The sequence below is a fragment of the Methyloversatilis sp. RAC08 genome (assembly GCF_001713355.1).
GTDB lineage: Bacteria > Pseudomonadota > Gammaproteobacteria > Burkholderiales > Rhodocyclaceae > Methyloversatilis.
Window position 1 is genome coordinate 1,769,754 of sequence record NZ_CP016448.1, and the last position, 26,231, is coordinate 1,795,984.

General features: G+C 65.3%; 27 protein-coding genes and 1 other RNA gene. 9 read left to right on the forward strand and 19 right to left on the reverse strand.

Features of this window, described 5'->3' with window-relative positions:
• Positions 1–100: 100 nt before the first annotated feature.
• From BSY238_RS08235 to BSY238_RS08260, 6 genes are all read right to left on the reverse strand, one after another.
• A complete protein-coding gene (locus BSY238_RS08235; protein WP_069038706.1) occupies positions 101–1,105 on the reverse strand; it encodes a Bug family tripartite tricarboxylate transporter substrate binding protein in 1,005 nt (334 codons plus the stop codon).
• A gap of 54 nt (positions 1,106–1,159) precedes the next feature.
• Entirely contained in the window at positions 1,160–2,686 is a 1,527-nt protein-coding gene (locus BSY238_RS08240; protein WP_069038707.1) for an acyl--CoA ligase, read from the reverse strand.
• Positions 2,687–3,018: 332 nt separating this feature from the next.
• Positions 3,019–3,200, reverse strand: a non-coding RNA gene (gene ssrS, locus BSY238_RS08245) — 6S RNA.
• A 36-nt stretch (positions 3,201–3,236) separates the two neighbouring features.
• A complete protein-coding gene (locus BSY238_RS08250) occupies positions 3,237–3,554 on the reverse strand; it encodes a cell division protein ZapA (protein WP_069038708.1) in 318 nt (105 codons plus the stop codon).
• Entirely contained in the window at positions 3,551–3,745 is a 195-nt protein-coding gene (locus BSY238_RS08255) for a hypothetical protein (protein ID WP_069038709.1), read from the reverse strand. The genes BSY238_RS08250 and BSY238_RS08255 overlap by 4 nt, the downstream gene beginning before the upstream one ends.
• Before the next feature lie 133 nt (positions 3,746–3,878).
• Entirely contained in the window at positions 3,879–4,133 is a 255-nt protein-coding gene (locus BSY238_RS08260) for a hypothetical protein (RefSeq protein ID WP_069038710.1), read from the reverse strand.
• 223 nt (positions 4,134–4,356) lie between these two features.
• Between BSY238_RS08260 and BSY238_RS08265 the strand changes: the two genes are divergently transcribed.
• The 3 genes from BSY238_RS08265 to BSY238_RS18925 all read left to right on the forward strand — a co-directional run bounded on the left by BSY238_RS08265 (position 4,357) and on the right by BSY238_RS18925 (position 6,952).
• A complete protein-coding gene (locus BSY238_RS08265) occupies positions 4,357–4,929 on the forward strand; it encodes a histidine phosphatase family protein (protein ID WP_223300344.1) in 573 nt (190 codons plus the stop codon).
• Between the two features lie 44 nt (positions 4,930–4,973).
• Positions 4,974–6,722 carry a lipid A export permease/ATP-binding protein MsbA gene (gene msbA, locus BSY238_RS08270; protein WP_069038712.1) on the forward strand — a complete coding sequence of 583 codons (1,749 nt, stop codon included), beginning with the start codon at positions 4,974–4,976 and terminating at the stop codon, positions 6,720–6,722.
• Between the two features lie 98 nt (positions 6,723–6,820).
• Positions 6,821–6,952, forward strand: a complete 132-nt coding sequence (locus BSY238_RS18925; RefSeq protein ID WP_257078996.1) for a hypothetical protein — start codon at positions 6,821–6,823, stop codon at positions 6,950–6,952.
• A gap of 9 nt (positions 6,953–6,961) precedes the next feature.
• Here BSY238_RS18925 and BSY238_RS08275 read toward each other — a convergent pair whose 3' ends face one another.
• The 5 genes from BSY238_RS08275 to BSY238_RS08295 all read right to left on the reverse strand — a co-directional run bounded on the left by BSY238_RS08275 (position 6,962) and on the right by BSY238_RS08295 (position 13,350).
• Positions 6,962–7,459, reverse strand: coding sequence for a CIA30 family protein (locus tag BSY238_RS08275; RefSeq protein ID WP_069040556.1), 498 nt, complete (start codon positions 7,457–7,459; stop codon positions 6,962–6,964).
• Positions 7,460–7,529: 70 nt separating this feature from the next.
• Complete coding sequence (locus BSY238_RS08280) at positions 7,530–10,004, reverse strand: FtsX-like permease family protein (protein WP_069038713.1); 2,475 nt, start codon at positions 10,002–10,004, stop codon at positions 7,530–7,532.
• The gene (locus BSY238_RS08285; RefSeq protein ID WP_069038714.1) at positions 9,997–10,683 is read right to left on the reverse strand and encodes an ABC transporter ATP-binding protein; all 687 of its coding nucleotides are present in this window, start codon (positions 10,681–10,683) and stop codon (positions 9,997–9,999) included. Before BSY238_RS08285 ends, BSY238_RS08280 begins: the two co-directional genes overlap by 8 nt.
• A gap of 30 nt (positions 10,684–10,713) precedes the next feature.
• On the reverse strand, positions 10,714–12,270 hold the full coding sequence (locus BSY238_RS08290) for an EAL domain-containing protein (protein WP_069038715.1): 1,557 nt from the start codon (positions 12,268–12,270) through the stop codon (positions 10,714–10,716).
• 165 nt (positions 12,271–12,435) lie between these two features.
• The gene (locus BSY238_RS08295; RefSeq protein WP_069038716.1) at positions 12,436–13,350 is read right to left on the reverse strand and encodes an asparaginase; all 915 of its coding nucleotides are present in this window, start codon (positions 13,348–13,350) and stop codon (positions 12,436–12,438) included.
• A 105-nt stretch (positions 13,351–13,455) separates the two neighbouring features.
• Here BSY238_RS08295 and dbpA point away from each other — a divergent pair, with 105 nt between their 5' ends.
• Complete coding sequence (dbpA, locus tag BSY238_RS08300; RefSeq protein WP_069038717.1) at positions 13,456–14,898, forward strand: ATP-dependent RNA helicase DbpA; 1,443 nt, start codon at positions 13,456–13,458, stop codon at positions 14,896–14,898.
• Here the strand turns inward: dbpA and BSY238_RS08305 are convergent, their stop codons facing one another.
• The 5 genes from BSY238_RS08305 to BSY238_RS08325 form a co-directional block, all read right to left on the reverse strand.
• Complete coding sequence (locus BSY238_RS08305) at positions 14,899–15,810, reverse strand: patatin-like phospholipase family protein (RefSeq protein ID WP_069040557.1); 912 nt, start codon at positions 15,808–15,810, stop codon at positions 14,899–14,901.
• A complete protein-coding gene (locus BSY238_RS08310; RefSeq protein ID WP_069038718.1) occupies positions 15,807–16,310 on the reverse strand; it encodes a M48 family metallopeptidase in 504 nt (167 codons plus the stop codon). Before BSY238_RS08310 ends, BSY238_RS08305 begins: the two co-directional genes overlap by 4 nt.
• 49 nt (positions 16,311–16,359) lie before the next feature.
• The gene (locus tag BSY238_RS08315) at positions 16,360–16,932 is read right to left on the reverse strand and encodes a YceI family protein (RefSeq protein WP_069038719.1); all 573 of its coding nucleotides are present in this window, start codon (positions 16,930–16,932) and stop codon (positions 16,360–16,362) included.
• 41 nt (positions 16,933–16,973) lie between these two features.
• Positions 16,974–17,558, reverse strand: a complete 585-nt coding sequence (locus tag BSY238_RS08320; RefSeq protein WP_442922959.1) for a YceI family protein — start codon at positions 17,556–17,558, stop codon at positions 16,974–16,976.
• A gap of 90 nt (positions 17,559–17,648) precedes the next feature.
• The gene (locus BSY238_RS08325) at positions 17,649–17,897 is read right to left on the reverse strand and encodes an accessory factor UbiK family protein (RefSeq protein ID WP_069038720.1); all 249 of its coding nucleotides are present in this window, start codon (positions 17,895–17,897) and stop codon (positions 17,649–17,651) included.
• A gap of 365 nt (positions 17,898–18,262) precedes the next feature.
• Between BSY238_RS08325 and BSY238_RS08330 the strand changes: the two genes are divergently transcribed.
• The 5 genes from BSY238_RS08330 to BSY238_RS08350 all read left to right on the forward strand — a co-directional run bounded on the left by BSY238_RS08330 (position 18,263) and on the right by BSY238_RS08350 (position 22,180).
• A complete protein-coding gene (locus BSY238_RS08330) occupies positions 18,263–19,060 on the forward strand; it encodes a TorF family putative porin (protein ID WP_069038721.1) in 798 nt (265 codons plus the stop codon).
• Positions 19,061–19,098: 38 nt separating this feature from the next.
• Positions 19,099–19,437, forward strand: coding sequence for a P-II family nitrogen regulator (glnK, locus tag BSY238_RS08335; protein WP_069038722.1), 339 nt, complete (start codon positions 19,099–19,101; stop codon positions 19,435–19,437).
• A 13-nt stretch (positions 19,438–19,450) separates the two neighbouring features.
• Positions 19,451–20,878, forward strand: coding sequence for an ammonium transporter (locus tag BSY238_RS08340; protein WP_190295070.1), 1,428 nt, complete (start codon positions 19,451–19,453; stop codon positions 20,876–20,878).
• A 204-nt stretch (positions 20,879–21,082) separates the two neighbouring features.
• On the forward strand, positions 21,083–21,271 hold the full coding sequence (locus BSY238_RS08345) for a hypothetical protein (protein ID WP_069038724.1): 189 nt from the start codon (positions 21,083–21,085) through the stop codon (positions 21,269–21,271).
• A gap of 180 nt (positions 21,272–21,451) precedes the next feature.
• Positions 21,452–22,180: a hypothetical protein gene (locus tag BSY238_RS08350; RefSeq protein WP_069038725.1), complete on the forward strand. Its 729-nt coding sequence runs from the start codon at positions 21,452–21,454 to the stop codon at positions 22,178–22,180.
• A 3-nt stretch (positions 22,181–22,183) separates the two neighbouring features.
• Here BSY238_RS08350 and BSY238_RS08355 read toward each other — a convergent pair whose 3' ends face one another.
• The 3 genes from BSY238_RS08355 to ubiB form a co-directional block, all read right to left on the reverse strand.
• On the reverse strand, positions 22,184–23,686 hold the full coding sequence (locus BSY238_RS08355) for a sodium:solute symporter family protein (protein WP_069038726.1): 1,503 nt from the start codon (positions 23,684–23,686) through the stop codon (positions 22,184–22,186).
• Between the two features lie 101 nt (positions 23,687–23,787).
• Positions 23,788–24,369: a chemotaxis protein CheC gene (locus BSY238_RS08360; RefSeq protein ID WP_223300316.1), complete on the reverse strand. Its 582-nt coding sequence runs from the start codon at positions 24,367–24,369 to the stop codon at positions 23,788–23,790.
• A 145-nt stretch (positions 24,370–24,514) separates the two neighbouring features.
• Entirely contained in the window at positions 24,515–26,038 is a 1,524-nt protein-coding gene (gene ubiB / locus BSY238_RS08365; RefSeq protein ID WP_069038728.1) for a ubiquinone biosynthesis regulatory protein kinase UbiB, read from the reverse strand.
• Positions 26,039–26,231: the final 193 nt, after the last annotated feature.

The following is a 26,231-nucleotide window of genomic DNA, read 5'->3' on the forward strand; positions in this document are numbered from 1 at the left end:
ATCTCCAGAATGAAAACAGGGCGCATGCATCTTTGCGGCGGGCGATTAAATGAACACGGGCGGGATGACCCGCCCGTGTGACTGACTTGCTTGAGGCGGATTACTTGGCGAGGAAGCCGGCGTCCTTCATCAGGCCGTAGTGCATCGCTTCGGTCTTGCCCACCCAGTCGGCGAATTCCTTGCCGCTCATGAAGGTCTGCTTGAAAGCGCCCTTCTTCATGAAATCGGCCCATTCCGGTGTTTCACGCACCTTCTTGAACAGATTGACGTAGAAGTCCACCTGTTCCTGCGTGACGCCCGGGGCGAGGAAAATGCCGCGCAGCATCAGGTACTCGATCGGCACGCCGGCGCTCTTGCAGGTCGGAATGTCGGCCCAGGACTGCGTATCCGTCACCTTTTCGGTGTAGGTCAGCTTTTCGGTGTCCATGATGCACAGCGGGCGCAGCTTGCCGCCACGCCAGTGGGCTTCGGCTTCGATCGGGTTGTTGACGGTCGAATTGACATGACCGCCGACCAGTTGCACCGCCACATCGCCGCCGCCCTTGAACGGCACGTAAATCATCTTCTTGCCGGTGGCCTTGTCGATCATCGCGGTGATGATCTGGTCTTCCTGCTTCGAGCCGGTACCGGCCATCTTGAACGTGCTGGCCGGCTTGGCCTTGATGTCGTCGATGTATTCCTTGGCCGTCTTGTACGGCGCGTCGGCATTCACCCACAACACGAACTGGTCGAGTGCGAGCATCGCGCCCGGCGTCAGGTCACGCCAGTTGAACGGGACACCGGTCGCCAGCGGCGTGGTGAACAGATTCGACAGCGTGATGATGATCTTGTGCGGATTGCCCTTGGCACCCTTCACCTCGAGGAATCCTTCGGCTCCGGCGCCACCCGACTTGTTGACGACGACGAGCGGTTGCTCCATCAACTTGTTCTTGGCCACGATGCCCTGGATGAAACGGGCCATCTGGTCGGCGCCGCCGCCGGTGCCGGCCGGCACGACGAACTCGACCGGCTTGGTCGGTTCCCACGCATGTGCAGCACCGGTCAGGCCGATCGCTGCAACCGCAGATACCAGGGCTCTTGCGGCCCAGTTCTTGAACTCGATCATTGCACTCTCCTCAGTGGATATTGTTGATGACAGTACTGCGGAAAAGGTCGTGGATCAGGTACCCAGACCCAGCTTCTGTGCCAGCCCGATACGTTGCAGCTTGCCGGTTGCACCCTTGGGAATTTCGTCCATGAACAGAATCTTGCGCGGCACCTTGAAGTCGGCGAGCTTCGTCGCGGCAAACGCCTGGATTTCCTTGTCGGTCGCGCTCTGGCCTTCGCGCAGCACGACGACTGCGCCGACTTCCTCGCCCAGCTTCGGGTGCGGAATGCCGAACGTCACGACCTGGGAGACCGCAGGGTGATCCATCAACACTTCGTCGACCTCGCGCGGCGAAATCTTCTCGCCACCGCGGTTGATGATTTCCTTCAGGCGACCGGTCAGCGACAGATAGCCCTCGGCGTCCTTGCTGCCCTGATCACCGGTGCGGAACCAGCCGTGCGTGAAACCTTCCTTGTTCGCCTTCTCGTTGTTTTCGTAGCCAGGCGTCACGTTGGCGCCGCGGATGACGATTTCGCCGATCTCGCCAGCCGGCAGGATGTTGCCGTCGTCGTCCATGATTTCCACTTCGGGACCGGCCGCCAGTCCGACGGCACCCGGCTTGCGCGGACGCGGCGGCAGCGGGTTGGACGCCATCTGGTGCGAAGCTTCCGTCATGCCGTATGCCTCGATCAGCGGTGCCCCGAACACCTCTTCCAGTTCGCGGATGACCTGCGGCGGAATCGACGACGACGACGAGCGCAGGAAGCGCAGCGGGTTGCGGGCAATCGTTTCCTTGTTGCGCGATGCGCGTGACAGGATGGCCTGGTGCATCGTCGGCACCGCGGTGTACCAGGTCGGACGCGCTTCATCCATCCAGGAGAAGAACTTCAGTGCGTCGAAGCCCGGCGTGCAGAACACCGATGCGCCGGCGGACAGCGGCGCCATGATGCCGGCGATCAGGCCATGGATATGGAACAGCGGCATGATGTTCAGGCCGCGATCCTTTTCGGTGAAGGCAAGCGTTGCGCAGATGTTCTGCGCCGAAGCGCACACGTTGCGCTGGGTCAGCGGCACGATCTTCGGGCGTGAGGTCGTGCCCGAGGTGTGCAGCACGAGTGCCACATCGTCCGGCTGGGCATTGCCCGGGTGCGCCGGCGCAGACACGTCGGCCGCCTCGCGCGGCTCCAGCGTGAAATCTCCAGCGGCGTCCTGCGCCACCAGATCGATGACGCGAACACCCAGCTTCTTCGCCACCTCGATGGCCGGCGACACGCTGCCGCGGTCGACCACGAGCGCCCGGGCGTTCAGGTCGGAAAGATAGAACTCGAATTCTTCCGCACGATAGCCGGCGTTGAGCGGCGCAGCCGTGGCGCCGGCGGCGATGCTGATGAATGCGCTGGCCATGTCCGGGCCGTTCGGCAGCACGATGGCGACGCGATCATTGCGGCCGATGCCGAGCGCGTTCAGGCGTGCGATGGTGCGTGCCATCAGGGCACGCAGCTGACCGAAGCTCAGGTCCGAACGCGCCGGCGCAGACAGCGCGACGGATGCATCGGCTCCAGTGGAAAACAGCTCGATCAGCGTAGAGGTGGCCGACATACAGACTCCGTAAGACAGTTTGAAATTCAAGAAGCCGCCCATCGCGTGCTTCGGGGTTCCGCAGACGCAAGCCGACAGGTCTCCGCGGACAACCGCTGTTCCGCAAAAGCAAAACGATGGGGGGTGTGAGTGTCGTCCATAACGAACGATCGTTCAAGCCATGCCCGCACCAAGCGATCAGCTTATGCAAAACTTTGCTGCAAAGACACTGAGTTGGAACAGTCTGTGGCAGATAAGCCACAAGACAATGGCTGCGATGTGTCTCATCGCCAACCAGAGGCGGTCACCTCGGTGACCGTACCGCGCGCCCGGGGTGGTGGGCTGTCGGTAGGGGGACCCCCGCGCATGTCGCTAGGCCGGCATCCTGAACCGAGGGTTCAGAGCGGCTGCGTTCCTGCCGCATCAGGCCAGCCCGTGAAGGGCCGGCACAACAGCGGCGTCCTAGGTTCGCAACCTCATGCCAATCAACATTGGTTCAAGGAATCTATGACCTTGGCGAACACCGCAGGGGATTGGTGCTCAGGGCGTTCAACCCTGACGCAAACGGCATCTAGAACAGCTTTTCCTGACTGGAAAGCACCTCTTCGATACGCGATTGCATGGAATTGATTCTACGCCGCAGCGGCACCAAATCAACACCGCCGGTCGCCTGCATCTGAAAAATTTCGTGTGCAAGATTGAGCGCGCACATCACCGCAAGCCGTTCTCCCGATGCGCGCGTCGTTTCCGCCAGATCACGCATGCGGCGCTCGACCAGTTCGACCGAGGCATTCAGTGCGTCGCGATCACCTTCCCGGCATTGCACCCGGTACTCGCGTCCGAGGATCGTGATTTCAGTGGTTTCCGCCTGCGCGGGTTCGCGGCTCATTCCTGTGGCAACCTTTCGAGCAGACTGCTCACCTTCTCGCGCGCCGCTTCGACCTTGTCGCCGAGCACCCTGTTCTCGCCTTCCAGCGCCGCCACGCGGTTGCGCAGCACGATGTTTTCATCGTGCAGCGCCCCGAATCGACCGAGCAGGATGTCGAGACGGTCGCCCAATTGATTGATATCGTGATCCATCGGCGAACTATAGGGGGGCGCCCATCGGGCGGTCAAGACAAGTACCGGCCGGGCGGCGGCACAAAAGAAAAAGCCACTCGCGGGAGTGGCTTTTTCAGGTGAGCGGCGGAGGCAAACCCGCCGGGTCGTGCGATCAACGCGCCAGTTCGGCCGTATCGATACGCTTTTCGGCGGACGTTTCGGCAACCTGGCCGCCACCCACCTTGCGGGTGAACACCCAGCGTGACGGCGTACGCACGAAGGCGTAACCGGTCTTGGCATCGATGAACACCTTGTAGTCTTCGGGGTGTCCGACCGCCTTCGACGATTCGGCGGCATCGGCAGACACCGCAAAAGCCGAAAGTGAAAGGCTCGCAGCAAGCAAGATACGCAGTGCAGTGGTTTTCATGATGAAGCTCCCAGCAAGTTAAAAAGCAGTTGTTGGATTGAATGTAGTGCACTGCAACAACTCTTTCAACCCCGCACCAGTAATGGATTGTGACGAAACTCGTAGTTTATTTTTGCGGCGCAGCACAGTGGGTCGCAAGCTCAGCACAGTGTGTCAGGGCTGCGACTCGGGCTGGTGCGCCGGCCTGTTCGCGTGATGTCACAGGCGGCACACCATGAGCGGAATGTTCCGTTTGAGTGATCCGCTCCACCTCTATCTGGTGCGCCATCCGAAGCCCGCCGTGGCGCCGGGACTCTGTTACGGCGTGACGGACCTCGACGTCGCCGAAGATCCGGTGGCCTGTGCCGACCGTCTGCGCCCGCTTCTGCCGGCCGATGCGCGCACCGTCAGCAGCCCGCTGCAGCGCGCGCGATTGCTGGCACACGCCCTCGATCCGGCGGTCGAGACGGACGAGCGGTTGCGCGAACTCGACTTCGGAGAGTGGGAAATGAAGCCGTTCAGCGACATTCCGTCGCATGGCTTCGACACCTGGGGCAATGCGCTGATCGACTTCCGGGCGCCGGCCGGCGAGCTGTACGCCGACATGGCGGCACGCGTCTGGACCGCGTTCGAGACGCACCGGCACGGCACCGATGCGCTCGTGCTGGTCGGCCACAACGGGCCGATGCGCGCGCTGACCGGCACGCTGCTCGGGCTGCCACCCGAGCGCTGGCTGAATCTGGAATTCGACTTCGGCCACCTGACGCATCTGACGATCGGTCCGCTCGGCGCCAAACTGCGCGCATTCAACCGCTGAGCGCGCTGCACCTATAATCCGCGCTTCTCCGCACCTGACCCGCCATGACTTCAGTCCAGGTTTCCAGCCGCGCGATCTACGTGCGCCTGCTCGGTTATGTGCGCCCATACTGGGTGGCCTTTGCCGTCGCACTGCTCTGCATGGCGCTCACGGCGGCCGCCGAACCGGTGTTTCCGGCCATCATGAAATCGCTGCTCGACGGCGGCTTCGGCGGCGGTGATCCGGATGCCGTATGGTTCTATCCGGTGCTCATCGTCGCGCTGTTCGCCGCGCGCGGCATTTTCGGCTTCATCGCCGACTACGCTTTCGCCTGGGCCGCCAACAACGTCGTGCTCGATCTGCGTCGCGCCATGTTCGGACGCCTGCTCGCGCTGCCGACCGATTTCTTCGACAACCACAACTCCGGCGCGCTGATTTCCAAGGTCGCCTACGACGTGCAGGGCGTGACGCAGGCGGCGACCAATGTCATCACCGTGTTCGTGCGCGACACGCTGACCGTGGCCGGGCTGCTGGCCTGGCTGCTGTGGCTGGACTGGAAGCTCACGCTAATCGTGCTGGGCATGCTGCCGTTGATCGCCATCGTGGTGCGCCTCAGTTCGCGCCGCATCCGCGAATCGGCGCGCGGTGCGCAGACCGCCATGGGCAGCATCGCGCACACGCTGGAAGAAACAATCGAAGCGCACAAGGTGGTCAAGATATTCGGCGGCCAGGACTATGAGATGGGCCGTTTCGATGCCGCCTGTCGCAAGCAGCGGCGGCAGAACATGCGCAACATCGTCGCCGCATCGCTGGTGTCGCCGATGACCCAGGTGCTGACCGCGATGGCGCTGGGCATCGTCATCGCCGTGGCGCTACACGACTCGGCGAGCAATCGCACGACGGTCGGCAGCTTCATGGGCTTCGTCACCGCCATGCTGATGCTGCTGGCGCCGTTGAAGCGCCTGACCGACGTCAATGCGCCGCTGCAGCGCGGGCTGGCTGCGGCGGAAAGCGTGTTCCAGCTGATCGACGAACAGGCCGAGCGTGACACCGGGACGGTCGAGATCGAACGCGCGCGCGGCCGCATCGACTTCGACCAGCTCGGCTTCGGCTATCCGGGGCGCGACGAACGCGTGCTGCAGCACATCGATCTGGCCATCGCACCGGGCGAGACGGTCGCGCTGGTCGGCGCATCCGGCTCCGGCAAGACCACGCTGGCCCATCTGCTGGCGCGCTTCTACACGCCGGGCAGCGGGCGCATCCTGCTCGACGGTCACGACATCCAGAACATCCGGCTGTCCAGCCTGCGCGCGAACATGGCGCTCGTGAGCCAGGACGTGGTGCTGTTCAACGACACCGTGGCAGCGAACATCGCCTACGGTGCGCTGCGCGACACCGATCGCGGCGACATCGAAGCCGCCGCGCGCGCGGCCTACGCGCTCGACTTCATCCAGGCCATGCCGGAAGGCTTCGACACGCTGATCGGCGAGAATGGCGTCAAGCTGTCCGGCGGTCAGCGCCAGCGGCTGGCGATCGCGCGCGCGCTGCTGAAGGATGCTCCGGTACTCATCCTCGACGAAGCGACGTCGGCGCTCGACACCGAATCGGAGCGACAGGTGCAGGCGGCGCTCGAAGTGCTGATGAAGAATCGCACCACGCTGGTCATCGCGCACCGGTTGTCCACGATCGAGCGAGCCGACCGCATCGTCGTGATGGACCGCGGCCGCATCGCCGAGATCGGCCGACACGCAGAGCTGCTGGCGGCCGGCGGCATGTACGCCAACCTCTACCATTCGCAGCTCGGCGGCGACTGAGCCGCATCCGTCATTCCCCGCCGCGAGGTCGCATCGGCTTATAGTGATCGGGCTGAGCCGTGCGCCCACTGCGCCGGCGGCACTCGAAAGGTCACACCATGAGCAAGGAACGAAACAGCGTGAAGGCGACGAAGAAACAGCCGGCGTCGACACCGAAAGAAAAGAAGGCCGCCAAGCAGGCGAAGAAAAATGCGTCCGAACTGATGCAGCCGCTGATCAAGCCGCACTGAGCGGGACGTTCACTCGACCCGGATCGCGCGGATGCCGAGCGAGAAAGTGCCCGCCTGACGGTCTGCGATCATCAGGCCGATCTGCCGTGCGCGTGAAGGATCGAGCGGTGGTGCACCCAACACGTTGCGGCCGCGGAAGGTGGCGCGAAACGCCGCCACCGGCAGATGCACGGTGGCCCACTGACCGGCCGGCGGTTCGAAGCTGATCTGGTGACTCAAGCCGTCGAAATCGTCGTCGCAGCGCAGGCTGAGCTTGTAGCGCTTGCCGTCTCCGAACACCACGAGTGCATAGTGGGTCGCGCCCGGTTCGGAGATATTGCCTGGCTGCGCGCGCACCGACGCGAAGCCGCCGTTGCGTTCCAGCGACACGATGCCTTCGAACACCGCGTGTCCGGCAGGGTCGGGGCGCAGCCTGCTGCGCGACATGCCGCCCATCACGCCATCATCGATCGGCGACCAGTCATTGACTGTATCGGCCTTGCCAAAATCAAATAGTTTGCGCGCCATGAACGCATTGTAAGGGGCTTGGCCCGGCGGACAATCGTCGCGACCCGCGACGTCCTGCCCGATCATCTGCTCAATCGTCCAGCTTCACCGCCCGCACCGCCGCCACACCGAGCGCACCGCGCGCGCCCAGTATCGCTGCGAACGTCGACGCCGCCAGCATGGCGAGCACGATGCCGGCAAGCCAGCCCCAGGGCACCACCCAGTCCATGCTCCAGTGGAAGGACTGGCGGTTCACCACTTCGATCAGCAGCGCACTCATCGCAAATCCGGCGACCAGGCCCAGCAGCAGGCCGGGCAGCGCAGACAGCAGACCTTCAGCGGCCAGCTGGACGGCGATCTGCCTGCGCGTGCAGCCGAGGTGGCGCAACAGCCCGAATTCGCGCGCCCGCGCACTGGCCGATGCGGCAAACGCCGCGGCGATCCCGGCCAGGCCGATCAGCGCCGACGCCGCTTCCAGCGCGTAGGTCGCGGCGAAGGTGCGGTCGAACACGCCGAGCGACAGGCGGCGCACCTCGTCGCTCGACGTCAGTTCCAGCGCCTCGCCCTTGCCGCTGGCATCGCGCAGCGCGCGCGAGACGTCCTCTTCCCCGGACCCCGCATCGAGCCACAGCCCGAAATCGTCGGACGCCGTGTCGCCGGTCAACGCCCGGTAGAGCGCCAGATCGATCACCACCGCACCGTGCTGGCGCGCGTAGTCGCGCCACAGACCGGCCACCTGCACGCGCAGTGCCTGCCCGGCGATCGGCAGTTCGACTTCGCGTCCGGGCTGCCAGCCATAAAGATCCGCCATCGCCTCGGACGCCCACACCTGCGGCAGCGTGCCCGGCGCCACCGATGCACCGACGCGCGGCAGTACGCGACCGGCGTCATCCGGCAGTGGGCGGGCAATCAGCGCCACGGCCGGCAGGTCGGCACTCAGCAGCATGCTCTGATGGCGAATGGCTTCCAGCCGCTCGACACCCGGCACTGCCGCCAGTCGCGCTTCGATGTCGTCCGGCCACGATCGATCGCGATCTCCGCGCAGGTACAGCTCGGCCGGCAGCACATCGGTCAGCCAACGATCGACCGAGCTGCGGAAGGACGACACCATCACGGCCATCGCGACGATCAGCGCCGTGGCGGCGAGCACACCGGCCGCACTGCGCGATGCAAATCCGGGCTCGGCCATCAGTCGCGCCCGGGCCAGATCCAGCGGTACGGCTGCAAACATCGGCAAGCTGCGCGCCAGCGTCCGCGCCAGTGGTGGCACCGCGAGCACGGCGGCGACCAGCACGCAGGCGATTGCCGCATAGCCCCCGAGCGGCAGGCCGACCAGCGGCGGCAGCAGTGCAGCAAAGACACCCAGCAGCAGCGCGGCCAGTACCGCCACGGTGCGACGATCATTTCCCAGCGTGCGCAGCGGCGGACCGAAGTGTCCGGCCCGCAGCGCCTGTGCCGGCGCAATCATCAGCGCATCGCGCGCCGGCCAGGCGGCGCCGGCGGCCGCGCTGGCGACGCCGAGCAGGCCGAAGCCCGCGCTGGCCGCGATGTCGAACGACAGTGCCGGCGCCACGCCGGACACCAGACCGGCGCCCAGATCGGCACCGATCAGCGTCAGCGCGAGCGCCGCCAGTGCGTGACCGAGCGCGATGCCCAGCAGCGCGCCGCATGCGCCCAGCAGCGCTCCCTCGCCGATCAGCATCCGGAACAGCTGCGCGCGGGTGAGCCCGGCGGCCCGCAGGAAGGCGACTTCGGCCGTGCGCCGCGCAATCGCTGCCGCCTGCGTCGCGGCCACCAGAAAGCTGCCGACCGCGAGCGCGATCAGCGCCAGCAGACCCAGATTGACGCGATAGGCACGCGACAGCCGGTCTGCCCGTTCCAGTGCCTGCGCGGGCGTCTGCCAGTGCGCGCCCGGGGGCAGCACGGCCGCGATGCGCGCGGTCGCGTCGGCGCGATTCACGCCTTCGCGCAGGCGCAGCGCGACGCGGCTGATCTGGCCGATGGTAGTCAGCCGCGACTGCGCCTCGCCGATATCCATCACCGCGAGCACGGCGCCGCTGCCGGCCGACGGCAGCCAGCCGGCGATGGTGAACGACGTGCCGTCACGCCCGAGTGCCAGCGTCTGTCCCGGCTGCACGCCGAGCGTCTGTCCGGCGGCATGACTCAGAAAGATCGCGCCCGGCTCCATCAGCCGTCCGATGTCGCCGGCCGGCGGCAGCAAGGTCGGCTGCACCGCCACCGCGCGAAAGGCATCGATGCCGATGACGCGCAGCTTCAGCGTGCGCGCGCCGACCGCAACGTCGAGCTCGCGCTCGACCAGCGGGCTGGCGTGCGCCACGTCGGGCAGGCGGGCGAGCAAGGGATAGACCGATTCCTCCATGCCGCGCGCCGCCACCACTTCCAGATCGGCCGAGCCCGATACCGCACGCAGGCCGGATTCGAACTCGTCGAGTGCTGCCCGGTGAATGGCGGATACCGCGACGCCAAGCGCCACCCCGAGCGCGATGGCCAGCAGCGCAAGCCGGCTCGCGCCGCGCCAGGCCGAGCGGCACAGCAGCTCAAGCATCGACGTGCGTGTCGGCCGGATGCAGGCGGCCGTCGCGGCCCAGCCTGAGCACGCGGTCAGCGGTGGACGCGACGGCGGCCGAATGGGTGACCAGCAGGCCGCAGGCAGCGCCCGACTTCACGGCATCGCGCAGCAACGCTGCGATCCGCTCGGCGTTGTCGGCATCCAGATTGCCGGTCGGCTCATCTGCCAGCAGCAGGCGCGGCTGGTGCACCAGCGCGCGCGCGATCGCCACACGCTGTAGCTCGCCGCCGGACAACTGCGTCGGGCTGTCGTCGGCGCGTATCGCAAGCCCGACCGTGGCCAGTTGCGCGAGCGCCCGCTCGCGGCGCTCGCGCAGCGACACACCCGCCAGCGCCAGCGGCAGCGCCACGTTGTCGCGCAGACTGAGCCAGGGCAGAACGTGAAAGGCCTGGAACACGAAGCCGACCCGGGTGCGCCGCCACACGGTGGCGGCGTCATCGTCCAGCGCCGACACCTCGACGCCGTCGAAACGCACAGAACCCGCATCCGGGCGATCGAGTGCCGCCACGACGTTGAGCAGCGTGGATTTGCCGGAGCCGGATTCGCCGATCACCGCCACGTATTCGCCGGCAGCGATATCGAGATCGAGCGCGTGCAGCAGCACACGCGGCGGCGTGCCGGGCAGGGTCTTGTCGAGGGCAATCAGGGAAAGCACGGCGGATGGACTGCGCGCCGCGCCGTACGTTCAGGCACGCGTGGCGAGGAACTGACGGAATTCGGCGGCATCCATCGGCCGCGCGTACAGGAAGCCTTGCGCAATCTGCACGCCCTGCTCGCGCAGATAGGTCGCCTGCTGTTCCGTCTCGACCCCCTCCGCCACCATCTGCAACTTGCGTGAGCGGGCAATCTCGGCGATGTGCGGCACCAGCGGTGCGTGCGGCGAATCGGCGCCGATGGTGCCGACGAAGGCGCGGTCGATCTTGAGCGCGTCAACCGGCAGGTCATGCAGGTAGGACAGGCTGGAGTAGCCGGTCCCGAAATCGTCGAGCAGCACCTTGTGGCCGGCTTCGCGCAGCTGCGCGAGCACGAGACCGGCTGATCCGGCCTGGATCAGGTTGCGTTCGGTCAGTTCGAGTTCGATCTGGCTGCGCCGGATGCCGTTGCCGTCGAGCACGTCGGACAACAGTTCGCTCAGGCCGCCGCTTTCCAGATCGTGCGACGCCACGTTCAGCGACACCGTCAGTTCGGGCCGGCGCTGCAGCAGGTCGCCGATCTCGGCAATCGCGGTACGCAGCACGCGCGAGGTGATTTCATGTTCGAAGCCGGAGTGCTCTGCAAGATGCACCAGATCGTCGGTGCTCATGACCGGCTCGTTCTGGTCGGGCCAGCGCACCAGCAGTTCGGCGCCGACGCAGCGGCCATCGGACAGGCGTATCTGCGGATGGTAGGCCACCCGCAATTCGCCGCGCCGGATGGCCGCCAGCAGCGCCGTGGCCGGCGAGAAGAACTGGCGCGTGAAACGGCGCACCGCCCACACCATCAGCGTACTGACGAGGACACCGAACAGTGTGGTCATCACCAGCGGCTCGGTCCATGCCGCGAGCAGCTGGGCGCGCGATTGGGCCGCCACCGCGACGATGGGCAGCTGGCCGGACTGCGCGACGGCATACAGGCGATCGCCCTGGATATGCTCACGGCCCGTCATCGCGGTATCGATCATGCTCGACACGAGCGGCTCGTCGACCACGGCGAGCGGCAGCCAGTCGGTGATGCTCAGCACGACCAGCCGGGTGTCGGCGATGCTGCGTATCTGAAAATGGCTGGCGTGGATCAGCGCCAGGTGCGGACCGCGACCGATGGCGACGGACGGTCGTGCGTCGTCGAGCGGGTGCGTCAGCCGGAACCATATCTGGCGTCCCTTGCCATCGGTCCAGTCTGCAGCGGGCAGCGAACGGACGCCGTTTTCTTCGCCAGAACCCATGCTGCTGCACTGTATGCGGCCATCGCGGATGTAGGCGATTTCGCGCACGAAGGGCGTGCAGTAGGCGATCTGGCGCATGCGCTCGATGTGGGCCGGCGAGCACGGCGTGTCCGGAACCGTGTCGAGGCCATGCAGCTCGGACTGCGCCTCGTCGAACACCTGCTCGGCGCGCAGCAGGGCCTGCTGCGCCAGCGCGTCAAGGTGCAGCGTTTCGACCCTGAGCGTGTAGGTCCAGGAAAAATAGAGCGCTGCAGCAAGCGGCAGCAGCCCGGCAAACAGGGCAGCGACCGTCAGCAGCGTGATGAATGCGCGGCGTCGCATCAGGGCGTTGTTCGATCAGCAGTCGCTTGGGCGACTTTATTGTGTATGTGCACGATGTCGAAGTGTAAGCGCATCGTGCCGTTTCACTTACATGGGCTGCGTGAAATTCACGATGCGTCGTGACAGGCGAACGTACGTCCATTGCGGCAGCCCCGCCGCGGCGCGTTACATCAACCGCAACATCAACTCGACGCGCGCCTGCACCGGCGTGAGCGCACCGGCGCCCGGCAACACAGCGCCGGGGGTGTCGATGACACTGCCACGCGCAGTCCGGCTGGCGCGCAGCACGGCGACGCCGCCTGCCTGCGCACGCAGCAGCGCCGCCTCGAGTGGCACGCCGAGGGTGCCATTGCCGGTGCCCGCCGCGACGATGCCGCGCACACCCAGCGCGCACAGCGCATCGACCAGCGCGCCGTCGGCGCCGGCATGGTTCAGCACGATGTCGACGCGCGGCCAGTCCTCGCGCAGAACATGCGCAAGACCCAGTGCGTCGCCGCGCGGCCAGTCGCGCAGACGGCGCAGCACGCCCTCTTCGAGGTAGGCGAGCGGACCGGCATCACCGGAATCGAAGGCGTCGACACGATACGGATGCGCCTTGCGCACCTCGCAGCCGGCATGAACGGTGCCCGCCATGCAGACCAGTACGCCGCTCGCTTCGGGCGACGCGGCCAGGCGCACGGCGTCGAGCAGGTTCTGCGGTCCGTCGGCGGCCAGCGCACCCGCCGGGCGCATCGCGCCGGTCAGCACGACGGGTCTGGCCGGCGCCAGCACGCGATGCAGGAAGTAGGCGGTTTCTTCCAGTGTATCGGTGCCGTGGGTGATGACGATGCCTGCGACATCCTTGCGTGCAAGGTGATGCGCAACCCGCTGCGCCAGTGAACGCCAGATGGCGAAAGTCATATCCTTGCTGTCGGTCTGCGCAACCTGCTCGGCATCGATCGCAAACGCCGCCAGCGGGGGCACGGCAGCGATCAGATCCGCAACGGCGATCGTGCCGGCGACATAGCCGGTGTTGTCGGCGGCGCTGCGCGCCTGGCCGGCGATGGTTCCACCGGTGCCGAGGATGACGATGCGTTTCATCGGGTCGCTACCTGTCGGATGCTGTCGGCGCATTCTGGTGGAGCGGCGCGCCACGGCGCAAGGGCGACGCACGTGCCAGTCTGGCGCGGGCCCTTATAATCGCGCATGACTGAATCAATCTCTTCCGAACCCAGCTCGCCCGACCTTGCGCCGCAGGCGGTGACCGAGACCGCTTTCGACACCTTGCCGCTGGCGCCCGAAACGCTTGCCAACCTGACCACGCTCGGCTATCTCGCGATGACGCCGGTACAGGCAGCGACGCTGCCGCTGGCGCTGGCAGGGCGCGACCTGATCGCGCAGGCGAAAACCGGCAGCGGCAAGACGGCGGCGTTCGCGTTGCCCTTGCTGGCCAAGCTCAACCCGCGCTGGTTTTCGCCGCAGGCGCTGGTGCTGTGCCCGACGCGCGAGCTGGCCGATCAGGTCGCGAAGGAAATTCGCCGACTGGCGCGCGCCACCGACAACATCAAGGTGGTGACGCTGTGCGGCGGCGCGAAGATGGGGCCGCAGATCGGCAGTCTTGAGCACGGTGCGCATGTGGCCGTCGGCACGCCTGGCCGCATCATGGATCACCTGGAACGCGGCACGCTGGATATGCGTGGCCTGAACATGCTGGTGCTCGATGAAGCCGACCGCATGCTCGACATGGGCTTCTTCGACGACATCGTATGGATCGCGCAACAGTGCCCGGCCGCGCGCCAGACCCTGCTGTTTTCGGCCACCTTCCCGCCCGGCATCGAAAAGCTGGCGGCGCAGTTCCTGCGCGAGCCCGAACGGGTGCAGGTCGCGACGCAGCATGCGGCCGGCAAGATCCGCCAGCGCTTCTACGAAATCGACAACACCGAACGGCTCGACGCCGTGGCGCAACTGCTGCGCCACTTCCGGCCGGTCAGCACGCTGGCTTTCTGCAACACCAAGGCACGCTGCCGCGAACTGGCGGACCGCCTGAGTGCACAGGGTTTCGAGGCGCTGGCGCTGTATGGCGACATGGAACAGCGCGAGCGCGACCAGGTGCTGGTGCGCTTCGCACACCGCAGCGCATCGGTGCTGGTGGCGACCGACGTGGCAGCGCGCGGACTCGACATCGACAAACTCGAAGCGGTGATCAACGTCGACGTGACGCCCGACCCCGAGGTGCACGTGCACCGCATCGGACGCACCGGGCGCGGTGACGCCGAGGGCTGGGCACTCAGTCTGGTCAGCCGCAACGAGATGGGTCGGGCGCTGCGCATCGAGAAGGCGCAGGGCGTGGCGCTCGAATGGCAGCCGCTGGCGGAACTGGAGCCGGCCGGTCATGCGCCGCTGGTGCCGCCGATGGCCACCTTGCAGATACTGGGCGGGCGCAAGGAAAAGATCCGGCCGGGCGACGTGCTGGGCGCGCTGACCGGCGAAGCCGGCTTCACCCGCGAGCAGGTGGGCCGGATCGACGTAACCGAATACCTGACCTATGTGGCGGTGGAACGGAAAATTGCCGACGAGGTGGTGCGCCGGCTGGACGGCGGGCGAGTAAAGGGGCGCGACGTCAAGGTGAAGCGGCTCGGCTCCGACTGATCAGGGCGACGGCGGCCCGCCGCGCGCGCCGGACGACGCCTCCAGCCGGTCCAGCGCGTCGACGGCGAGACGGCGGCCATACTCGATCAGCGGCGACGCCAGATGGAATTCATGAAACCGGCAGGTGTTCTTCGGCACGCTGATGACCACATCGGGCCAGAACACCGCGAGGTTGCGACGCGTCAGCGCAGCCTGCATGGTTTCCAGCGAACGCATCAGCACATCCGACATGGCCAGCCCTGATTCGGCGACCTTCACCGCGCCGTTTCCGTTGCCACCGGGCAGGTAGCTGCGCAGCCGCGCCAGCAGGCCGGGATCCGCGTCGGTGTGCAGAGGCGGCGGCACGACGGCTTCACCATTCAGATCGACGATGACCGTCAGATCGGTCAGTGTGCGCAGGGTCGGCGCCACCGGCACCGGATTCAGCAGGCCGCCGTCGACCAGCAGGCGGCCGCGGTAGGCGTGTGGCGTAAACACCGATGGCACGGCCATCGAGGCACGGATGGCTTCGAACAGCGAGCCGTCCGACAGCCACACCTCGCGACCGCGTTCGATGTCGACGGCGACCGCAGTGTAGTCGAGCGGCAGATCCTCGATATTGCATTCTCCGACCAGCTCGCGCAGGCGCTGGATCAATACCTCGCCACGGATCAGGCCGCCGCCGGACAGCGTTAGGTCGAGCAGGCGGAGCATGTCGGACTGCCCGAGCGCGGTCACCCACTTTTCGTAGGCGTCGAGTCCGCCCAGCGCGTGAATGCCACCCACCAGCGCGCCCATCGACGAGCCCGAAATCGCGCGGATGTCATAGCCGCGCGAATCCAGCTCGCGGATGACGCCGATGTGCGCCAGCCCGCGCGCGCCGCCGGAACCGAGCACCAGCGAGACGGTAGGTCGGTTGCCCTTCGGATTCATGCGGGCCCGCCGCACAGGTCAAGCTGCGTCAGGTGCAGGCGCAGATCGAATTCATACTGGTGGTACTGCGGTTCCATATGTGTACATAACTGGTAGAACGCCTTGTCGTGCTCGCGCGACTTCAGGTGGGCCAGTTCGTGTACGACGATCATCTTCAGGAATTCCGGTGGCGCGTCGCGGAACAGCGTGGCGACCCGTATTTCGTGCTTGGCCTTCAGCTTGCCGCCCTGCACACGCGACACCGTGGTGTGCGTGCCGAGCGCCCGGGCGACCAGACCGAGGCTGCTGTCGTACATGACCTTGTTGATCTGCGCGCCATTGCGAAGATGGCGCTGCTTCAGCGCCATCACGTAATCGTACAGTGCGCCGTCGCTGCGCACCGCATGCGTGTCGGGATAACGCGCCTTCAGTGTTTCGGCGAGCCGACCCTGCTCGATCAGCGCGCACACCTGATCCTGGATGTGCGCCGGGTAGCCGGCCAGGTACTTCAGCGTGTCCATTGCGCCCGGGCGGAGGGGGCGGATTGCGTCCGCTCCCCTTCCGCTGCACTCAGTCGCGGAAGGCCTCGACCGGAATCTCGATGTAGACGATGTCGCTGATGCCCGGCAGGTACTTGGTCATGCCGAAGTCGGAGCGCTTGATCGTGGTCGAAATGTCAGCGCCGCACAGTGGCTTCTTGTTGATCGGGTGCGTACCGCAGGCAAAGCCCTTCACGTCCAGCGTGACCGGCTTGGTCACCCCGAGCAGCGTCAGGTCGCCCTCGGCACCGACCAGCTTGTCACCATCGAACATGAGCTTCGTGGATTTGAAGGTCATGGCGGGAAACTGCTCGGAATTGAAGAAGTCCTCGCCGCGCATGTGCTTGTCCCACGCTTCAAGACCCATGTCGATCGAGGCGGTATCGATCTTCACCTCGATGCTGCCGCTGTTCTGCGACGGCACCAGCATGATCTTGCCGCTGGTACTGTTGAAGCGGCCGCGCTGGGTTGAAAAGCCGAGGTGGTTGATTTCGAAGGTCGGGAAGGTGTGACGGGAATCGATGGTGTAGCTGTCGGCCGCCATTGCACCGGTAGTCAGCGAGGCGCCCATCAACAGGCCGAACAGAGCGGGAGTGAGTTTCATGTGGGTTCCAGAATCTTGTTGAATGAAGACCAACGCACGGCCTACTTGCCTGCGACGGCCAGCTTGAAACGGATCTGCACCTCGTCGGCAACGACCGAGGTATCGCCCCAGGCGCCCGTGCCGACGCCAAACTCTAGGCGCTTGATCGGAAAACTGCCTTCCAGCAGCGCGCCGCTGCCGTCAGGCTTGAGCGTGAAGGGGGCCGCGACTTCGCGTGTCTTGCCCTTGATGCTCATCTGGCCGCGCACTTCGTAACGGTTGTTGCCAAGCGGCTTGACCGAACTGGACACGAAGCGCGCCGTCGGATGCTGCTTCACATCGAACCAGTTCTTGCCCTTGACCTCATCGTTCGCTTCCGGACCGCCGGCATCGATCGACGCCAGTTCGATGTCGAGCGTGGCGCTGCCGGCTTCCGGCTTCGCCAGGTCGAAGTCCAGCGTGGCCGAAAATCGGGTAAACCGGCCATCGACCGACACGCCCATCTGCTGGGACACGAAGGCCAGCGAGCTTTTCTCCGGCAAGACTCGCGAATAGCTGCCTGCCGCGTGCACTGCGGACGACAGCAGCGCGAGGCCCGCGCCCAACGCCAGCACACGGCGCGCAAGCGGCGAAATTCCCTGCATCATCGACGGCTCCAGACTGTGAAAGACACCGGTGTGATGTCAGCGGAGCCAAAAAATTCCGCTGCAGGATCCGGCCGCCACGCGGCCGGGCGATCAGCCGGCACGCGCTGCAATCTGCTTTTCGAGCTCGGACACCCGCGCTTCCAGCCCTTCGAGCTGCGCCCGGGTGCGCGCCAGCACATCCTTCTGCACATCGAATTCTTCGCGCGTGACCAGGTCGAGGCGCGAAAACATGGCGCTTGCCATCGCCTTGGCGTTTTTCTCCAGATCCCTGGCCGGGCTGGCGGCAAGCAGTTCGGAAAAGCGCGACGACAGTTCTTCCAGCATCTTGGGATTCAGCATAGGTTTCTCTCCAGGCTATGGCCGGTACAACGCAGCACATCCGGTCTTCGCCGACCGCGAAGCCCCGCATTGTGCCGTCGCGCAGCGGAACGCGCGATCCCGGCGTGACGGAATTCACGACAAATGATTGCCGAGGCGGTGTGCGAGGCACCGATTGTGCACAAAGCAGCGCCGTTCGCCCGGGAATGCACCGTGTTGGTGCAAGACCATATTGCAGTGCGTGCATTTGGGGCGGGGGATCCCCTCGGACCGTCCCGGATATTCGCCGTACTGCATCAAACCATTGAAAAACAAGGAGTAACAACGTCTGGCACGTTCTGTGCAAGACAAGCCGGGCAGTTTCCCTAAATCAAGGAGTGAACCCAATGCAAAAGACTTTGATCGCCGCTGCCCTCGCCAGCGCACTGGCCGTGCCGGCCTTCACCGCTCAAGCCGAAGAGCCGGCCAGCCCGCATACCTTCACCGGCAACGTTGGTCTGTTCAGTCAGTACGTGTTCCGCGGCATCAGCCAGACCAATGAAGACCCGGCACTGCAGGGCGGTTTCGATTACTCGCACGCCAGCGGCTTCTACCTCGGCACCTGGGCATCGAACATTTCGTGGCTCAAGGACGCGCCGGCAGGCGTCGACCCGGCCTACTCGAGCTCCAGCATGGAAATCGACGTGTATGGTGGCTATCGCGGCGCCTTCGGCGAAACCGGCATCGGCTACGACGTCGGCCTGCTGCAGTACATCTACCCGGGCGACCGCAACCCCGGCGTCACCAAGGCCGACACGCTGGAAGCCTACGCCGCTGTCAGCTGGAGCTTCCTGAGCGCCAAGTACTCGTACAGCCTGGGCGACACCTTCGGTGTGAACAACTCGTCAGGCACCTGGTACCTCGACCTGTCGGCCAACTACCCGATCACCGAAGCGCTGACATTGAACCTGCACTACGGCATCCAGGACTTCAGCGGTTCCAACGCCGGCGTGAAGAACGACGACATCGCTTCGTACGAAGACTGGAAGATCGGCCTGTCGTACGCCCTTCCGCAAGGTTTCACGGTCGGCGCCTTCTACACCGACACCAGCATGAACAGCGCGGAGAAGGCCTTCTACACGAACCTCAAGGGCAAGTATCTGGGTGACGACCAGTATGTGGTGTTCCTGACCAAGACGTTCTGATCCAAACAACGCTTCACGGTATCTGCCAGGGGATTGTCATGAAACTAGTCACAGCCATCATCAAGCCGTTCAAGCTTGACGAAGTACGCGAGGCCCTATCGGCCATCGGCGTGCAGGGCATCACCGTTACCGAGGTGAAAGGATTCGGCCGCCAGAAAGGTCACACCGAGTTGTACCGGGGTGCCGAGTACGTCGTCGATTTCCTGCCCAAGGTGAAGATCGAGGCTGCAGTCAGCGACGAGCTGGTCGACAGCGTGGTCGAAGCCATAGAAAAGTCTGCCAGCACCGGCAAGATCGGTGACGGCAAGATTTTCGTTTTCGATCTGGAACAGGTCGTCCGCATCCGCACCGGTGAAACCGGCGTCGATGCGCTTTAAGGGAGAACACAAGATGAAACGTTTCCTGGGCATCCTGTGCGCAACCTTGGCTATCGGCCTGGCTGCGCCTGTCATGGCAGAAGATCCCCCGGCAGCTCCGGCTGTCGTTACCGAAGAAGCAGCGGCCGCTCCGGCAGATGCGGCAGTTGAAGCACCGATGGCGGCGGAAGCTGCACCTGCCGAGGCTGCACCGGCTGAAGAAGTGAAGGCGGAGGTCCACAAGGGCGACATCGCCTGGATGCTGGTTGCCACCATCATCGTGCTGTTCATGGCCCTGCCCGGCCTGGCGCTGTTCTATGGCGGCATGGTTCGCGCCAAGAACATGCTGTCGGTGCTGATGCAGGTCATGGTCGTCTTCTCGTTGATCGGCATCCTGTGGATCGTCTATGGCTACAGCCTGGCCTTCACCGAAGCGACGCCATTCATCGGCTCGCTGGACAAGATGTTCCTCAGCGGCGTGACGGTTGATTCCCTTTCCGACACATTCAGTGCCGACGTGAAGATTCCGGAATATCTGTTCGTCATGTTCCAGCTGACCTTCGCCGGCATCACCGCTGCGCTGATCGTCGGATCGTTCGCCGAGCGGGTGAAGTTCTCCGCAGTGCTGCTGTTCAGCGTGCTGTGGTTCACCTTCTCGTACATCCCCATCGCTCACATGGTGTGGGGCGCCGGCGGTTACCTGCTGGGTCACGGTGCGCTGGACTTCGCGGGCGGCACGGTGGTGCACATCAACGCCGGTGTGGCCGGTCTGGTGGGTGCCTACATGGTCGGCAAGCGCATCGGCTACGGCAAGGAATCGATGGCGCCGCACTCGCTGGTGCTGACGATGGTTGGTGCGTCCATGCTGTGGGTGGGCTGGTTCGGTTTCAACGCCGGCTCCAACCTCGAAGCGAATGCCGGCACGGTGCTCGCTGCACTCAACACCATGGTTGCCGCTGCAGCGGGCATCGTGGCGTGGGTCGCCGCGGAAGCCGTGTTCAAGGGCAAGCCGTCGATGCTCGGTGCGGCATCGGGCTCGATCGCCGGTCTGGTGGCAATCACACCGGCCTGCGGTACGGTCGGACCGATCGGCGCGCTGGTCATCGGCCTGCTGGCTGGCGTGATCTGCCTGTGGGGTGTCAATGGCCTCAAGCACATGCTTGGCGCAGATGATTCGCTCGACGTGTTCGGCGTCCATGGCGTCGGCGGTATCGTCGGTGCGATTCTGACCGGCGTGTTCACGGCTCCTTCACTGGGCGGCACCGGCGCCGATGATTTCTCGATCGGTTCGCAGGTCACCGTCCAGGTGATGAGCGTCGTGATCACGATCATCTGGTCCGCCGTCGTGTCCTTCATCGCCTTCAAGCTGGTCGACATCTTCATCGGCCTGCGTGTGCCGGAAGATGAAGAGCGCGAAGGTCTGGACGTGACCGCGCACGGCGAAACAGCCTACCGCATCTGAAGCAACGCTCTCCTCTGCAAAGTTCGGGCACCTTCGGGTGCCCGTTTTTTTTTCTTTGCGACCTGTGTCACGGACTGTCAGAGCGACACAGCGGGCAGTGTTCGAAATCGCACGGAATGCCGGGGAATCGCGGCGATATTCTGGACTTCGCCCGTGGGTAAATCCCGTGAAACTCAGCACCTGATGCGTTTGAGGAAAATCACCATGCCGACTCCAGTCAACCGATTCCTGCACGCCGGTCGCCGGTCTGCAACCCGACAGGCCACGCCGTTGTGTGCAGTGGCTGCCGCGGCATCCATGGCAGCCGGCCTGCCGACCGGCATCACGCTGGCGCTGGGCGGGCTGGCGATCGTCGGCTATGTGCTGCGACCGGCGCCGACCGTGCAGATCTGAAAGCCCTGCCACGCGCCGTCCGTCGGCCCAGGCCCCCTTGAAGACACATCCTGTCCATCGACGCCCGTCCTGATGCGTTGAGTCCCCTTTGCATGTCGAACGTCTGCACGCCGGGTTAGCATCTCGGCGGATGGACAGCACGGCGCCACTCGGCGTCGAAGTTCAAGGATGAGGACGCACGTGAACACTTTTGCCGCACACCTGCTGGCGGGACTGATTGCCCTGACGGCAAGCGGTCTGGCTGCGGCTGGCTCCGCAGTCGCCACCGACACCACCGCAGCGGAAGCCGATGCCTTTCCGGCCGAAGAGCGCGACCGGCTCCGCAAGCGTGCCAGCGATCTGAAGGATCAGGCACGCGAATTGCGGCGCAAGGCGGATGCCGACCGGGCGGCCGCGGACGCGCTCTGCTGGCAGCGCACGCTGGTGTCGTCGTGCATCGAAGAAGCGGACGAAACCCTGCGTCTGCGCGTCACTGAAGTGCGCAAGCTCGAACTAGAGGCGCGCGACATCGAACGTGACGTGCGCACGCGATCCGCGCAGGCACGCCGCGCGGAGAAGCAGCGGACAGCCGATGAGCGCCGGCTGAAGTCGATCGAAATGAGCGTGAAGACGCGTGAATCCGAGCAGGCGCTGTCACGGCAACGCGAGCAGGATGCCCGCGAGCGCGCGCAGAAAGACGCCGAGGCGGAAGCACGCGCACGGCTCAAGGCACAGGAAACCGCCCGGAAGGATGCCGAACAGGCCGCCGGACGGCAACGCGAGGACGCCCGCGCAGCCCAGCGTGCGGCAGACCAGCAGCGCCACGCCGACAAGATCGACGAACGGGTGCGCCGGAAGGAAGCGCAGCGCCTGCAGCGCGAAGCCGAAGCGGCCGCCAAGGCCGCGGCGCAGCCTCAGCCCGCGCAGTAGCGATCAGCGCGGCGGCGGGGTGTGACCGGTGGCGGCGTGATGCGTGCCGGCGGCGGCATGGTGATGCAGCGCCGCGTGGTCCGGCTCGTGCGGCAGACGATGACCCACCCACTGAGGCAGCAGCGAGCCGACGATCATGCCGGTGGCACTGACCGCCAGCCCGATCAGCTGGGCCGGCACCGCACTGGCCTCGCCGACCAGTATCTCGACCAGCAACCATGAGCCCAGGCCGCCAATGATTGCGGCCAGCGCGCCCTGGGTTGTCGCGCGCTTCCAGAACGCCCCGAAGAACAGTGGTACGAAGGCGCCGGCCAGCGTCACCTTGTAGGCGTTCTCGACCATTTCGAAAATGCCCGCTTCGGAATTCAGCGCCACCACCAGCACGATGCTGGCGAAACCGACGATGGCACTGCGCATCACAAGCAGCAGCTGGCGATCGCCCATGCGCGGGTAGAAGCCCTTGACGATGTTCTCGGCGAAGGTGACCGACGGCGCCAGCAGCGTGGCCGACGAACAGCTCATGATGGCAGACAGCACCGCACCGAAGAACAGGATCTGCGCGATGAGCGGCGTGTGCTGCATGACCAGCGTGGGCAGCACACGCTGCGAATCCTCCTCGATCAGCGCATTGAAGGTGCCGGGGTCGATCAGCGTCGCCGAATAGGCGATGAACATCGGCACGAAGCAGAAGCAGAAGTAGATCGATGCACCCAGCACCGAGCCGCCGATCGCGACCTTCGCGCTCTTCGCCGACGTGATGCGCTGGAACACGTCCTGCTGCGGGACGGAGCCCAGCATCATGGTCAGCCAGGCTCCGAGGAAGGTGATCCACAGCCACGGATCCGCCGGCGGAAAGAAATCGAGCTTGCCGGCCGCCGACGCGTGGTCGATGACCGGCGCCACACCGCCGGTCAGGCCGCTGATGACGTAGGCGATGTAGAGCAGGCCGCCCATCGACACCGCCATCTGCACGAAATCCAGGATGGCAACCGAGAACATGCCGCCGAACGTGGTGTAGGTCAGCACGATGAGGGCACCGAGCACCATGCCGGTTTCCTGACTGACCGCGCCGTCGGTCACCATGAAGAAGATGAGGCCCATGGCTTTGATCTGCGCCGCCACCCAGCCCAGATACGACACGACGATGCACAGCGACGTGATGACTTCGACGGTACGGTTGTAGCGCAGGCGATAGTAGTCGCCGACGGTCATGATGTTCAGCTTGTACAGCTTGGTCGAATAGAAGATGCCCGCGATGATCAGGCACATCGATGCGCCGAAAGGATCGGCGACCACACCGCCGAGGCCCTCGGTGACGAACTGTGCGGACACCCCGAACACCGCCTCGGCGCCGAACCAGGTGGCGAATACGGTGGCCGTCACCACCGGCAGCGGCAGGCTGCGGCCGGCAACGGCGAAATCCCTGGCGTTGTGGACCCGTGTCGCGGCGTACAGACCGATGCCGACCGACACCATCAGATAGAGCACTACGAACCAGATCAGCATGCACGCCCCGAAGCAACATTTCACGGCGCGGAACAACGCCGCGCAGGCTCAATGATAACGGCGCACAAGCCTTGCGGGCACTGGATTTGCGGGGTTTTCGATCAGGCGTCCAGGCGCCGCGGCGGCAACATGGGCAGCCCGGCGAGGGCGGTCATTTCGAGCACCACCAGTCCATCGACGCGCAGGCCCGACAGATGCATGCGCAGATGGGTCACCAGCGCGCAGCGTACGGATTCATCCATGCCGAACGGCCGATCAGGTACCGACAGCGTGACGCGCGCCTGCGACGCCTCGATGTGCCAACCGAGCGCTCCGGCCAGCACACCGGAGCAGGCGTCGATGACGATGTTGCCGACTTCGGCCAGAGCGTCCTGCTCCAGTTCTCCCGGCTCGGCAATGTCACCCGGCAGACCGAGCATGCGCCTCACCAGCGCCAGGCCGCCGATCTGCGGCAGCACCAGCATGGCTTCGGCGCTGCAGCCCTCGGTGGTGCGCATGCGCTGGGCCACGCCGCACAGGCAGCTGTCGAGGCTGGCCATGCAGATGTCGAGGCGGGCGCGGTCGGCCATTTCGACATGCGAAACCGACATGCCCACCTGCTCGGACACGATCTGCGTGAAGGTGGACGCGGCGCCATGCACCGAGCTGCTCATCGAGCCGGCCAGTTCGCCGAATGCCTTCATGTGTGGAGGAATCATTGCCCAGCCCCCGCGTTATCCCTTGCATGCCCCGCTACCGTGGTCATATTCATCGTCGGCATCTCCCGGTATGAACAGGGGCTAACGACTTTCGTGGCGACATCTTTAGGGACGGTGTCCCGAGCGCAACTCAGGCGAAGGCGTGCCACACCTCGAAGCCGATCAGCAGCGCGACCAGCAGGCACAGGAACTGAATCCAGCGCAGCTGCCGGCGGCTGCGCTGTTCGAGGTCGACCGCCTCCTGCCGCACATCCTGCGCCGCGGACTGGCTCAGTATCTTGTGCGCCAGCCGGGGTAGCTCCGGCATCATCATCGCCCAGGCCGGCGCCTCGTCGAGCAGCTTGCGGCGCAGCGCGCGCCAGCCGACCTGTTCGCTCATCCAGCGTTCAAGAAAGGGCTTGGCGGTCTTCCACAGATCGAGTTCCGGGTCGAGCTGACGACCGAGGCCTTCGATGTTGAGCAGGGTTTTCTGCAGCAGCACGAGTTGCGGCTGGATTTCGACGTTGAACCGGCGCGACACCTGGAACAGCCGCAGCAGCGTGCGGCCGAACTCGATTTCCTTCAGTGGCTTGTCGAAGATCGGCTCGCACACGGCGCGGATCGACGCCTCGAATTCATCGACGCGGGTGCCGCGCGGCACCCAGCCCGCATCGACGTGCGCCTGCGCCACCCGCTTGTAGTCGCGCTGGAAGAAGGCGAGGAAGTTCTGCGCCAGGTAGTTCTTGTCGACGTCGGTCAGCGTACCCATGATGCCGAAGTCGAGCGCAATGTACTGGCCGTCGGGCGCGACGAAAATGTTGCCCGGGTGCATGTCGGCGTGGAAGAAACCGTCGCGGAATACCTGGGTGAAGAAGATTTCGACACCGGCGCGCGACAGCGCCGCCATGTCGACGCCCTGGGCGCGCAACGCATCGGTATGCGATATCGGCAGGCCGTACATGCGCTCCATCACCATGGCCGTCGGGCCGCAGAAGTCCCAATACACCTCGGGCACGGCGAGCAGTGGCGAATCGCGGAAGTTGCGGCGCAACTGCGAACAGTTCGACGCCTCGCGCATCAGGTCGAGTTCGTCGCCCAGATGCTTGGAAAATTCGGCCACCACCTCGCGCGCCTTCAGCCGGCGCCCTTCCGACCACACCCGCTCCAGCAGACCGGCGGCGGTTTCCATCAGCAGGATGTCGTTGGCGATGATGTGTTCGATACCGGGGCGCAGCACCTTGACCGCGACATCCTCACCATTCGGCAGCACCGCGAAATGCACCTGCGCCACCGATGCGGACGCCACCGGTCGGGTTTCAAAGCTGCGGAACACCTGGTCAAGCGATTTGCCGTAGAAGGTTTCGAGCCGGGCAATTGCCTGCTCCGACGGGAACGGCGGCACGCGGTCCTGCAGCTTGGCCAGTTCGTCGGCGATGTCCGGCGGCAGCAGATCGCGCCGGGTGGACAGCATCTGGCCGAACTTGACGAAGATCGGGCCCAGCGCCTCCAGCGCTTCGCGCAGCCTGACGGCGCGCGGGTCGGTGAAGCGCCGGCCCAGCCGGGTGACGCGCAGCAGGCCGGCAAAGCGCAGCTTGCTGCCGGCATCGAGCAGCATCTGGTCCAGCCCGAAGCGCAGGCTCACCGTGAGGATCTTGAGCAGTCGCAGCCAGCGCATGCGGCTCAGCCCTCGGCCGCACTTAGCGGGGAAGGGACAGACGGTCTGGGGGGTTGAAACCTCATGTTGCGGGGACTCGACAGCGGCGTGCGGAGCGCGCACTGTACAAGAAGCACCGTCACGCCGGAAGCGGCTTTCCGGGCTGTCTGCGGGCTCGCGCTATACTTCGCGGTCTCCAAATGCACTTGCGCAT